The 11,561-nt window shown below is 71.6% G+C and carries 9 protein-coding genes; 6 read left to right on the top strand and 3 right to left on the bottom strand.

Annotation, left to right across the window (positions count from 1 at the left end):
• The first annotated feature begins 31 nt into the window (after positions 1-31).
• Complete coding sequence (locus tag FBY39_RS01320; RefSeq protein WP_141929880.1) at positions 32-2,524, top strand: CHAT domain-containing protein; 2,493 nt, start codon at positions 32-34, stop codon at positions 2,522-2,524.
• Between the two features lie 328 nt (positions 2,525-2,852).
• On the opposite strand, the gene FBY39_RS01315 is transcribed toward FBY39_RS01320, so the two are convergent.
• Positions 2,853-3,596, bottom strand: coding sequence for a LysR substrate-binding domain-containing protein (locus FBY39_RS01315; RefSeq protein WP_141929879.1), 744 nt, complete (start codon positions 3,594-3,596; stop codon positions 2,853-2,855).
• 34 nt (positions 3,597-3,630) lie between these two features.
• Between FBY39_RS01315 and FBY39_RS01310 the strand changes: the two genes are divergently transcribed.
• From FBY39_RS01310 to FBY39_RS01295, 4 genes are all read left to right on the top strand, one after another.
• Positions 3,631-4,029 carry a DUF1304 domain-containing protein gene (locus tag FBY39_RS01310; protein ID WP_141929878.1) on the top strand — a complete coding sequence of 133 codons (399 nt, stop codon included), beginning with the start codon at positions 3,631-3,633 and terminating at the stop codon, positions 4,027-4,029.
• A gap of 320 nt (positions 4,030-4,349) precedes the next feature.
• A complete protein-coding gene (locus FBY39_RS01305) occupies positions 4,350-4,826 on the top strand; it encodes a DUF2975 domain-containing protein (RefSeq protein WP_141929877.1) in 477 nt (158 codons plus the stop codon).
• Positions 4,826-5,047 (top strand): helix-turn-helix transcriptional regulator, encoded by a 222-nt coding sequence (locus tag FBY39_RS01300; protein WP_141929876.1) that lies wholly within the window; start codon positions 4,826-4,828, stop codon positions 5,045-5,047. Before FBY39_RS01305 ends, FBY39_RS01300 begins: the two co-directional genes overlap by 1 nt.
• Positions 5,044-8,697, top strand: a complete 3,654-nt coding sequence (locus tag FBY39_RS01295) for an SCO7613 C-terminal domain-containing membrane protein (protein WP_141929875.1) — start codon at positions 5,044-5,046, stop codon at positions 8,695-8,697. The genes FBY39_RS01300 and FBY39_RS01295 overlap by 4 nt, the downstream gene beginning before the upstream one ends.
• A gap of 5 nt (positions 8,698-8,702) precedes the next feature.
• Here the strand turns inward: FBY39_RS01295 and FBY39_RS01290 are convergent, their stop codons facing one another.
• Positions 8,703-9,110, bottom strand: coding sequence for a transferase (locus tag FBY39_RS01290; protein WP_141929874.1), 408 nt, complete (start codon positions 9,108-9,110; stop codon positions 8,703-8,705).
• 182 nt (positions 9,111-9,292) lie between these two features.
• On the opposite strand from FBY39_RS01290, the gene FBY39_RS01285 reads away from it, so the two are divergent.
• On the top strand, positions 9,293-10,021 hold the full coding sequence (locus FBY39_RS01285; RefSeq protein ID WP_396652294.1) for a formylglycine-generating enzyme family protein: 729 nt from the start codon (positions 9,293-9,295) through the stop codon (positions 10,019-10,021).
• A gap of 96 nt (positions 10,022-10,117) precedes the next feature.
• Here the strand turns inward: FBY39_RS01285 and FBY39_RS01280 are convergent, their stop codons facing one another.
• Positions 10,118-11,485 carry an aspartate aminotransferase family protein gene (locus tag FBY39_RS01280; protein WP_141929872.1) on the bottom strand — a complete coding sequence of 456 codons (1,368 nt, stop codon included), beginning with the start codon at positions 11,483-11,485 and terminating at the stop codon, positions 10,118-10,120.
• Positions 11,486-11,561 lie beyond the last annotated feature (76 nt).

Here is an 11,561-nt window from a genome sequence, read left to right as displayed (position 1 = left end):
GCCCGGGCGCTCGAGCGGCCATCATGGCACTGTGCCGCCCGATGCTCCCGAGCTCTACGCACGCGGGGTCGACCTCGCGAATGCAGGACGCTACTCCGACGCCCGCCGCGTGCTGGCTGCCGCTGCGGACGCCGCGGCAGCAGGCGAGGAGGATCTCGACCTGCAGGCGCGCATCGACGGGACGACCGCGTACCTTCTCGGTCGTTCGGGCGACGTCGACGCCGGTATCGCGCTGTGCGCGAAGGCGCTCGAGCGCGAAGGGCTCGGCAGCACGACGCGCGCCATCCTCGCGGGTCAGATGGGCGCTCTGGAGTTGGAGAGAGGTGCTCTCGACCGGGCGGTGAGCTGGCTTACGCGCGCCATCGAGGGCATGGCGCCAGACGACATCCAAACCGCCAACATGCGCATGAACCGCAGCCTCGCCGACATGCAGAGCGGACGGCTCGAGGCTGCGAGAGCCGACCTCGTCTCCGCCGAGGCGGCGTTCCGTGCCGCGGGAGACACGCTCGCAGCCGATCAGGCGGTGCACAACCGCGGGTACGTCTCCATGCTGGCGGGCGACCTCGTCGAAGCGCTCGCGACCATGCAATCGGTCCGCGAACCGCTCGACGACGGATCGGACTTCTGGGCGGCGGTCAACGAGCTCGACCGCGCCGAGGTCCTCCGCGACGCGGGTCTCGTGACAGAGGCCGAACGGAGCCTCGCGGGAGTCGCCCCCGTCTTCGGGCGGGAGCACGCGCCCGGAGACCGCGCGCGTGCCGAGTATCAGCTCGCGCGATCGCTCCTCGACCACGATCCCGCGCGGGCGGCCACCGTGGCGGCGGCATCCGCTCGCCGGTTCCGCGGGCTCGGGAGCGAGTCGTGGGCTGTCCGGGCCGACGCCGTGCGGCTGAGGGCGCGCCTGTCGCGCGGTCGACTCGACCGGTCGGGAAGGCCGCTCGCGACGGGCCGTGCCCCCACGAAGGGCGCCGTCGATGATGTGGTGTCGTCACTCAGATCGCACGGCTTCCCGCACGACGCCGCCGCCCTCCGGCTCACGGCGTCGCTCGCGGCGCTCCGGGCGGGACGCGAGCCCGACAGCGCCGACCCGCGGGTGCCGAGCGGGTCGCCGATCGAGGTCGCGCTCCTCGCGCACGAGGTCGCGGTCGAACGCGCACGGCGTGCGGGGCGGGAGACAGACGCGCGGCGGCGTGCGGCCCGCGGCATCGATCTGCTCGAGGCATCCGCCCAGGTGGGGGGAAGTCTCGAACAGCAAGGATCGATCGTGCGCCAAGGCTTGGGCCTCATGGCCGCGGGACTCGCGTCGGCGGTCCGTTCGGGACGTCCCGACGTCGTCTTCGAGTGGTCTGAGCGCTCGCGCCACCTGACGGCGCAGGTGGTGCCCCTGCGACCTCCGCCCGATCCGGTGCTGGCCGCCGACCTCGCGGAGCTGAGGCGCATCCGCGTCGCCGACCCGGACGGCGAGTGGCTCGCGGATCCGCGCGCCGAGGTCCTGCGTTCCCGCGCTCGGGAGCGGCAGTGGTCCGGCACACAGACGGCCGGTCTTCATGACCGCGTCGGTCTCGAGTCTCTCCAGGGTGAGCTCGCTGCCGGCACCGCTCTCGTGTCATATGTCTTCGATGGCATGTCCCTCGTGGCGCTGACGGTGACGGGTGCGGACGCTCAGCTCGTCCGCCTGGACTGGTCGCGCGTGCTCGCCGCTCTCGACGGACTGCGGGCTGACCTCGACGTGTCCGCGGTTGTCCGTTCGGGACCCATGGCCCGCGTCGTGCAGGCGACCCTGACGGGCCGCCTCGAGGCCTTGTCCTCCGAGCTCGTCGCTCCCGCCCTCGCCCGTGCGGGAGATCCCGAACGCGTCGTGATCACGGCGCCGGGCGTGCTCGCCGCGATTCCGTGGGCGATGCTGCCCGCCCTCCACGGGATGCCCGTCTCGGTCGCCCCGTCAGCATCGCGCTGGGTCGCTTCGCGCGGGGCTCCCTCCACTCGTCCTGCCCGCGCCGCGCTCGCCGCAGGGCCGCGTGTCGCCCGCGGCGAGGAGGAGATCGCGCTGGCCGCAGCGGCGTGGGACTCTCCGGTCGTTCTTCGTGCCGAGGACGCGACGGTGTCCGCGGTGACCGCCGCGGCATCCGGAGCCGACGTCCTCCATGTCGCCGCCCATGGGAGGCACGCGGCCGATCACCCGCTCTTCTCGGGTCTCGAGCTCGCCGACGGCACGCTGTTCGGGTATGACATCGACCTCGTTCCCGATGTGCCTCCGACGGTCGTGCTGTCGGCGTGCGAAGTCGGCCGGTCGACCGTGCGGTGGGGTGAGGAAGCTGTCGGCATGACCCGCGTGTGGCTCCACGCGGGTGCGCGCTGCGTCATCGCCGCGCCCGTCATCGTCGCCGACGACGTCGCGTGCGAACTGCTCGGCGCGATGCACGCCGAACTCGCGGCGGGGTTGCCGCCCGCGGACGCGCTGGCCGCCGCGGCATCCGACACCGGAATCGTCGCCCCGTTTCAGGCGCACGGCGCGGGATTCTGAACTTCCGCGGAACCATGTATCAGGGGATACGTGGACCGCTCCTACACCTCGGACGGCTCGTGCAGACGGGATCCGGGGGGCTCCTGACTGGGGGGCAGAACGACGTGGGGCGTACGCGAGTGCGAGTCGTTCGAGGGCCGATCCGCTCGGGGGATGTCGCGGAACGGATCCGGAACGCGACATCCCCCGGATCCGCGCGCCGTTTGACGGCGGTGCGGGCCATAACTCCGCCTCGCTGGACGCGGCATGTGGGCCCTGGCCCGGAGATCCGCGGCGGCGATCGGGTGGGCACGCCGCTGAGGCGGAGTTATGGCACGCGCCCGCGAGGTCACCCGCGGGACGAGTTCGCCGTGCGGCCCCGCACGATGCCCACGAAGGCTTCGACGGCGGGCGTCGTGCCGTCGACGGGCCACGCAAGGGCGACGGACGAAGGCGCGACGCCGCGGAGTGGGCGGTAGTCGGCATCGCGTCGGCGGTGCAGTCGTGCGAGCGACATCGGGACGACGACGACGCCGACCCCCGCCGCGACCGTCGCGATGGCGTCGGCCGTCGTCGCCGGTGGGGCGAAAGCCGGGGTGATCGTGCCCGCGATGTCCATCCCGAGGACGTCGTCGGCGGGGACGATCAGGACTTCGCCGGCGAGGTCGGTGAGTTCGAGCTCGTCGGCGGCAGTGAGGTGCGAGTCCTTCGCCATGACCACGACCGGGCGCTCGTCGTACAGCGGGATCACGTGCAGTCCGTCGTTGTCCATGGGGAGCCGGACGAGCGCGGCATCCACCGACCCGTCGTCGAGGGATCCGCGCTGCGTTGCGACTTCGATGGGCACGAGTTCGAGCGGGTTGGCCGGCATCCGGTCCTTCCACACGTCGATCCACTTTCCGGGGGTCGCGCCGGGGATCGCGCCGAGTCGGAAGGGTCCGGATGCCACGGGCTCGACGCGCGCAGGAGCTGCGACCGGGGCGGGCTTCCGAGGGCGGGGCTTGGCGGGGGAGGGCTTCGCGGAGGGTCGCTTCTTCGCGGCATCCGTCGGTCTCTTACCCGAGGAGCGTCGTCGTCCGTGCGAGCTCGCCATGCGGTCCAGGGTATCCGGGCGCTATGGTTCGGTCATGATCGCCATCATTGCCACCGTGCTCGGCGCGCTCGCAGCCCTCCTGCACGTGTACATCTTCGTCATGGAGAGCGTCCAGTGGACGCAGCCTCGCGTGTGGAAGCGGTTCGGGGTCGCCGACCAGGCGGCTGCAGACGTCACGAAGCCGATGGCCTACAACCAGGGCTTCTACAACCTGTTCCTCGCGATCGGTGCGACTCTCGGCATGGTGCTGTTCTGGGTGGGTCAGCCCGATGCCCCCGCCGAGATCGCGGGTCGGGCGCTCGCCCTCTTCAGCCTCGGCTCGATGCTCGCCGCGGCGCTCGTGCTCGTGACTTCGGGGCGCCGCTACCTCCGCCCCGCGGCCATCCAGGGCACCCTCCCCCTCCTCGCCTTCCTCCTCTTCTTCTTCGCCTGACCCCAGCTCGCCCCGCTGCCCCGCACCCCGGTCCCGGCGCCTGTCCGCCGAGACGACCCGAACTGCGGCGATCCGGCGCGGAATCCGACGTTCTGCGTCTTCTCGGCGACGGGGCGGAAGGCCGTCGCAGGGGTGCGCGCCAGTCGCCGAAAAGACGCAGACTGCGCGGATCGGGCGAGAATCGCGACGGTTCGGGTCTTCTCGGCAAAAGGGGCACGGGCAGAAGGGGGCGGGGCCGGCAGCGATGCGGGGTTGCGTTGAAGGTCGATAGATAGCTATCGTTTTTCGATAGATGATCGCCGATTTTCGATAGGTGGACCATGCAGCGCTCTACGATCCTCGTTCTCAAGGTCTTGATCGGCGCGCTTATCGCGCTCCTCGTCACGTGCCAGATCTTCGTCATTCCGGCGGTCGCTGCGCAGTCGGCGTGGAGGTACCACGAGATCGCCTATCTCCAAGTGCCGGGCATCATCGTCGGCATCCTGTTCCTCATCTGCGTCCAGGTCGTGCTCGTCTGCGTCTGGCGTCTGCTGTCACTCGTCCGCCGCGACGCGATCTTCAGCGAGCGGGCGTTCCCCGACGTCGACGTGAGTCTCGGCGCCGTCGGGTTCGCGACCTTCCTCGTCGCGGTGACCCTCGTGACGTTCATGGTGACCGGCGTCGAGAACGCCTCCATCACGCTGTTGTGCGTGCTGGGTCTCGTCGTGGGCGGCGGGCTCTCGCTCCTCATCGTCGTCCTCCGCGGGCTGCTGAAAAAGGCCTGGCAGCTCGAGCAGGACCTCTCGGAGGTCGTGTGATGGCCATCATCATCAACCTCGACGTCGAACTGGCGAAGAAGAAGATGTCCGTGGGCGAATTCGCCGCCGCGATCGACATCACCCCCGCGAACGTGTCGGTGCTCAAGAACGGGCGAGCCAAGGCCATCCGCTTCACGACGCTCGACGCGATCTGCCGCGTTCTCGAATGTCAGCCGGGCGACATCCTGCAGTGGGTTCCCGATGAGGAGGGCGACGCATGAGCACCCTCACGCCCCAACGCCCCCGATGGAGCGCGGACGCCATCGCGCGCCTCGAGGACTCTCTGTCCTGCCCGCGCTGCGGTGCCGGGCTCGACGGACGCCACTGCCACCGGTGCGGCGCCGACTACTCGGGCCCGATCGGCGGCGAGCTGTGGGACGCGTCGCTCGCCGCCGTCGAAGCCCTCCGCACGAGGCAGGAGGTCCTCGATCGCGTGCCGACCCGGGTGACGGATGCCGCGGCCCCCGAGCCCGCTCCCGTCATCGCGCCGCGAGCAGACCGCGCACCCCGATCGAGTGCGACGGTGCAGTCCGTCCTCGCCGTCGCCGGGGCGGGGCTCGTCGCGGTCGCCGCGATCGTCTTCACGTTCCTCAACCCCGACGTCACCGATCCGCTCGCACGCGGACTCATCGTCGGCGCCGTGACACTCGTGTTCCTCGGCGGTGCCGCCGCGTTGCAGCGCCGCGGCCTGAGCTTCTCGGCCGAAGCCGTCGGGGCGCTCGGCGTCGTCTTCGTAGGACTCGACGTGCGGGCGATCGCCGTCGCCTCCGTCGGCGCCGAGTGGTTCGTCGCGGCCATCGCGACTCTCGTCGCAGGCGCTGCGCTCGCGGGTCTTGCCCTCGTCCTGCGGCTGCGGGCATGGCTGTGGTCGGGGCTCGTCGCCCTGACGCTCGTCCCGGCGATGCTCGGCCTCGCGGCGGACGCACCCATCCTCGGGTCGCTCGGTGCTGCCGTGGCGGGCTTCGCGCTCCTCCTTCTCACCGGTCGTTTCGCACGCCGCTTCGACACGTCGCTCCGCAGCGAGCGCGCGACGCTCACCGTGATCGAGGTGATCGCGCTCGCGGCCGCCGTGCTGCAACCGGTGCTCTTCGGAGGCCTCCCACCCGAGCAGCTTCCCGCCGGCGTGTGCGGTGTGCTGGCGGCATCCGCTCTTCTCTCCGTCTTCTCGACGCATCACCCCGGCCGTCGCATGTGGAGCTTCCTCGGCGGCGCGCTCGGCACCGCCGCCGTCGCCGTGCTGCCTCTCACGATCGGGCTTCCGGCGGGAGTCTGGTGGTGGACGGCGATCCCCGCAGCGGCCGTCCTCGGCGGGATCACGATGGCCGCGCTCGCTCCGATGCCCCGCACGATCGAGCCCGGGTACCTCGCGGGCGGTGCGATCGCCGTCGTCGCGCTGACGGCCGCGCCGCCGATGCTCGCGGCCCTCGCCCTCGGCGCCTCCGCCGTTCTCGGCGGCGACGTCTACGCGACCGACGACGGCGGCTTCTCCGTCGCCGTGGCCTGCGGACTCGCCGCGCTCGCCGTGGGGCTCGCCGCGTTCGGGATGCTACGCGAGCGCCTCCGTCCTTCCGAACCCCGCCCGACTCCGCTGCCCGGTCCGGATCCGGCATCCGGAACCCCCGCGATCCCGCTCGGCATGCGCTGGGTCGCCTCCCTGGGCGTCTGGTACGCGGGGATGGCCGTGCTGACAGTCCTGACGATCCCCATGATCGCCGTGTGGGGCCGCATCACCCTCGGACTCGGCGCCGCGATCCTCCTGAGCCTCGCCGTCGCGCGCCTCTCGTCGTTTCGGCGCCCCGCTCTCAGGGTTCCGCTCGCCGCGACAGCGCACGTGCTCGTGCTGTTCGCCGCGATCCTGTCGTGGCGAGACCTCGACCTCGCGGTCTGGGCGGGAGCCGCCGTCGTCGTCGCGGTCGGCGCGCTGGCAGCGACCGTCCCGGCATCCGTCCGGTTCCTGCACGTCGGCGCCGGATACGCCTACGCCCTCGTCGTCTTCGCCACGGGCCTGTCGCTCGCCCGTCTCGACGGCATCGCGATCCTGTGCCTCACGACGTCGGCGGGGGCGATCGTGGGGATCGCCGCGACCTTCGCCCGGCGGGTGCGTGTGCGGGACTGGTACGCCGTGCTCGCCGTGACGTCCGTGCCGTTCCTTCTCGGCGTCGCGCAGGTCATCTTCGTGCGGAGCGGCTGGACAGCCCTGTCGACGAGCCTCATCTTCGCGCTTGCCCTCGCCCTCGTCGTCACCCGCCGTGCGGGACTCGTGATGCCGCTGCGCCTCGCGGCGGCCGGCGTGCTCGTTCCCGCACTCGCGGTCGTGATCGTCTGCGTCGGTGCCGAGCTGCTCGCGGGGAGCGGCTCACCCGTCGTCCTCCCCGTCATCGCTGTACTCGTGGGCGTCGTGCTGCCGTCCGGCCCGGGCCTCCGGGCGCTTCTCGCGCCGCGCATCGGCGCACGCGACGCGGCCCTCGTGCGGATCGGCGTCGAGGTGACGACGCTGCTGACCGCGGTGATCGCCGTCGGACTCGCGCTCGTTCGGGATGCCGCGGGCCTCGGCACCTCCCTCGTCGTGCTCGCCGTCCTCGGCGTCGCGGGAGTCGTCACGGCCCTGTGGGGCGACCGCCGATACGGCTGGTGGCTGGCGGGTGCGGCGTTCACGGGCGCGCTCTGGTGTGGGTGGGGGCTCGCCGGTGTCGGCCTGCTCGAGGCGTACCTGCTGCCGCCGGCGCTCGTTGCGGCGCTCGTCGGCGCCATCCTCACCGGCATCGGGCGGCAGGCGCGCGAGCTGTACGCGGCGGGCATCGGGTCGGCGATCGTGCCGCTCGTCGTGGTGACCGCCCTCGTCGGGCCGCCTTCGCGTGCCCTCGCGCTCGTCGCGGCGGCCTGGGCGCTCGCGGCCGCGGGGGCCGTCCTCCGTGGGAGGCTCGCGCCGCTCCGCACCGTGACCCTGGCGGCTGCGATCGTGGCCGCCGCGGCCGGCGCCGTGCAGGGTGTGCGCTTCGGGCTCGGCGTCGATGCCCTGCCCGCTGGCGTCCCCGTCATCGTGACGTGCGCCGCTCTCGCTCTCGCGGGTGCCGGTGCGGCGGCCGTCGCGGCGCGGGCACTTCGCTCGCCGGATCGCACGGCCCGGCCATCGCTGTGGCTGACGGCACCGGCGTTCGCCTACCTCGCGGTGGGCACGTGGGCGGCGATCGAGCGCGACTGGTTCGCGATCTGGACGATGTGGGCGCTCATGCTCGCGCTCCTCGTCACGGTCGTCGTCGCGGCATGGCGCGGCGTGCGCGGTGTGACGTCGCTGCCGCCGGTGTGGTTCCTGTTCGGCCTCGCATTCGCCACAGCGGTCGTGGCGTGGAGCCCGCGCGACCTCCGCGTCGAGTGGTTCTCGCTGCCGCTGGGCGTCGCGCTGCTTTCCGCCGGCTGGATCGCCCTGCGGCGTCAGATGGGGGTGCCGGTGCAGCTGCCTGACCAGACGGATGCCACGGCCCGTGGCATCCGGTCACTGTCGGCGTGGCCTGCGGGGTTCTCCGGGTCGTGGGCGCTCCTCGCACCGGGCCTCGTCGTGGTCCTCAGTGGCTCGATCGCGGCGACGTTCACCGATCCGCTGACGTGGCGTGCGATCCTCGTGATCGTGCTGGCGCTCCTGGCGATCCTCGTCGGGGCCGCTCGCCGCCTCGCCGCGCCGTTCGTCATCGGAATCGTCGTGCTTCCCGTGGAGAACGTGCTCGCGTTCCTCGTGCAGATCGGGCGTGGAATCGAAGCGATGCCGTGGTGGATCACGCTCGCCGTCGTCGGCGCCGTCCTGCTGATCATCGCCGTGACGTACGAGCGTCGCGCCGGGGACGGATTCGTTGCGCGGTTGCGCGACCTCGCGTAGGGGACTCAGGCCGCGAGGCGGAGGCCGCGGCGATCCGTCGCGACGTGCTCTCCGTCGCCGACCGTCTCGTTGTCGCCGATGAGTGAGCCGACCGCGACGTGCGCGCCCGTTCCGATCTGGGTGCGGATGCCGATCTTGGCTCCCGCACCGATCGCGGCACCCGAACCGATGTGCGCGAGCGGCTCGATCGTGACGTCCGGGCCGATGACGGCGTCCGATTCGACCCATGCGCCACGGCCGACGTGCGCACCGGCCGCGACCTGCGCGCCGGGCTCGACGTAAGCGCCCGCTTCGACGACCGCGCTCGGGTGGACCTTCGCGCCATGCGCGATGAGCCCCCGCCCGTTGACGTGCTTGCGGTAGCGCAGCGTCTCGCCTCGGTCGTTCTCGATGTCGACGTAGTTCTTACCCACGTTCCCCTCCTGCGGTCCTCTCCCGGACCGGCTCTCATGCCAACGCATGGGATCCGTTCTGCATTCCCGTCCGACGCCGTGTTCGGGCGTCTGATATTCGTCGCGCTGGACCGCTCGGATTGGGCACGTCCGGCGGGAGCGTGCAGGCGACGTGGCATACTCGCGCCGTGCCCGATTTCGAGATGCGTGCGTTGCCGGCGGGGACGGTGACGATGCACGACGCTCGGCGCTCACGGAGGTGGACCGTCGAGCTCGAGGCGTTCGAGATCGGCGTCTTCCCCGTGACCGAGGAGCAGCTCGCCGAGATCCTCGGCGAACCCTCGCGGCATCCGCGGCGCCCCGCCGTCGACGTGAGCTGGCTGCGCGCCGTCCGCTTCTGCAATGCGGCGTCGGAGTGGGAGGGACTCGACAGCGCCTACACCTTCGAGGGCGAAGAGGTCACGTGGCATGTCGATTCGGACGGCTACCGACTCCCGACGGAAGCCGAGTGGGAGTACGCGTGCCGCGCCGGCTCGACGGGCCCGCACTACGGTCCGCTCGCGGAGGTCGCGTGGACCAGCGCCGACGGCGTCACGTCACCGCAGGACATCGGCGGGCGGCATCCGAACCTCTTCGGTCTTTTCGACACTCTCGGGAACGTCTGGGAGTGGTGCTGGGACCTCCTCGACCCGGCGCGATACGACGCGTACCGGGTGTTCCGCGGCGGCGGTTTCGCCGATGACGCGTGGAGCGTCCGCGCCTCGACACGGCGCGGGGGTGCGCCGCGCATGCACCACGACGACGTGGGATTCCGCGTCGCGCGGGGCGGTTTCGACACGGCGGATGCCGCGCAGGGCTGGTCCGCCGCCGCGGATCGCGAACGCGCCGCCCTCGACGGGCCGACCCCTCCCGGCTGGACCCCGCGCCGCTGACCCGCCCCGGGCTTCGGGAGGTTCACTAGTCTCGAATGGCGGGTTGGGAGCGCGCGAGGCCGCCCTTTGCGACAAGTGAGCGACGGATGCCCGGGCTCAGACGGCGTAGGTGTCGGCGACGTCGAGGGCGCGGTCGATGACCTCGAGGCCTCGGACGAGCTCGTCCTCCGTGATCACGAGGGGTGGCGCGACGTGCAGGCGGTTGAAGTGCGTGAAGGGCCAGACGCCCTCCCGCTTGCACGCGGCGGCGACGGCGGCGACGGGCGCGGCATCCGCTCCGGCTGCGTTGAAGGGCACGAGCGGTTCGCGCGTCTCGCGGTTCTTCACGAGCTCGATCGCCCAGAACAGGCCCATGCCGCGCACGTCGCCGACGGACGGATGCCGCGAAGCCATGGCGCGAAGGCGGGGCTCGACGACGCGCGTCCCGAGGTCGCGGACGCGCTCGAGGATGCCGTCGCGCTCGAACACCTCGAAGGTTGCGACCCCCGCGGCGCACGCGAGCGGATGACCCGAGTACGTGAGTCCGCCGGGGAAGACCGTCGTGTCGAAGTGCGCCGCGACGCGATCGGAGATGACGACCCCGCCGAGCGGCACGTAGCCCGAGTTGACGCCCTTCGCGAACGTGATGAGGTCGGGCACGACGTCGAAAGCTTGGAACGCGAACCACTCGCCGACGCGGCCGAATCCCACCATGACCTCGTCGGCGATCAGGAGGATGCCGTACCGGTCGCACAGCTCGCGAACCCCGGCGTAGTAACCGGGCGGGGGGATGAGCACGCCGTTCGTGCCGACGATCGACTCGAGGATGATGGCGCCGATCGTCGACGCGCCTTCCAGCACGATCGTCTGCTCGAGGTGTGCGAGGGCCCGCGCCGACTCCTCCTCGGGGGTCGAGGAGTGGAACGCCGAGCGGTACGGATACGGCCCGAAGAAGTGCGCGACCGATCCATCCGCCGGCTCGTTCGCCCAGCGCCGTGGGTCGCCCGTGAGCGAGATCGCGGTCGTCGTGTTGCCGTGATAGCTGCGGTAGGCCGAGAGGACCTTGCGCTTGCCCGTCACGATCCGTGCCATCCGCACGGCGTTCTCGTTCGCGTCGGCGCCGCCGTTCGTGAAGAAGACCTTCGAGAAGCCGTCCGGCGCGACGTCGCAGATCCGGCGGGCGAGCTCGCCGCGCACGTCATTGGCCATCGCGGGGGCGATCGTCGCGAGTCGTCCTGCCTGCTCTTGGATCGCGGCCACGAGATCCGGATGCTGGTGGCCGAGGTTCAGGTTGACGAGCTGCGACGAGAAGTCGAGGTAGCTCGTGCCGTTGTAGTCCCAGAACGTCGCTCCCGCGCCTCCCGCGACGGGAAGCGGATCGATGAGCGCCTGCGCGCTCCACGAGTGGAACACATGCGCGCGGTCGTCGGCGCGGACCCGGGCTTCGGCCTCGGCGTCGGCGAGCGATGTGGATGATTCGACCATGAGCGGATCCTCTCAGGGGAAGCCGGCGGAGGTGGCCGGACAGATCGACCGGCATGACCTAGTCTGATCAGAACCC

It is taken from the genome of Microbacterium sp. SLBN-146, assembly GCF_006715145.1.
In the GTDB taxonomy this organism is placed as follows: Bacteria; Actinomycetota; Actinomycetes; order Actinomycetales; family Microbacteriaceae; genus Microbacterium.
Note: the sequence above shows the minus strand (reverse complement) of the source record. Positions and strands in the feature narration are given on the sequence as shown.

Bases quoted from the DNA above. Each gene is read 5' to 3' on its own strand.
- FBY39_RS01315 (WP_141929879.1), bottom strand. From the start codon at position 3,596: ATGGCGAGCTCGCACGGACGACGACGCTCCTCGGGTAAGAGACCGACG.
- FBY39_RS01310 (WP_141929878.1), top strand. From the start codon at position 3,631: ATGATCGCCATCATTGCCACCGTGCTCGGCGCGCTCGCAGCCCTCCTG.
- FBY39_RS01305 (WP_141929877.1), top strand. From the start codon at position 4,350: ATGCAGCGCTCTACGATCCTCGTTCTCAAGGTCTTGATCGGCGCGCTT.
- FBY39_RS01300 (WP_141929876.1), top strand. From the start codon at position 4,826: ATGGCCATCATCATCAACCTCGACGTCGAACTGGCGAAGAAGAAGATG.
- FBY39_RS01295 (WP_141929875.1), top strand. From the start codon at position 5,044: ATGAGCACCCTCACGCCCCAACGCCCCCGATGGAGCGCGGACGCCATC.
- FBY39_RS01285 (WP_396652294.1), top strand. From the start codon at position 9,293: ATGCGTGCGTTGCCGGCGGGGACGGTGACGATGCACGACGCTCGGCGC.
- FBY39_RS01280 (WP_141929872.1), bottom strand. From the start codon at position 11,485: ATGGTCGAATCATCCACATCGCTCGCCGACGCCGAGGCCGAAGCCCGG.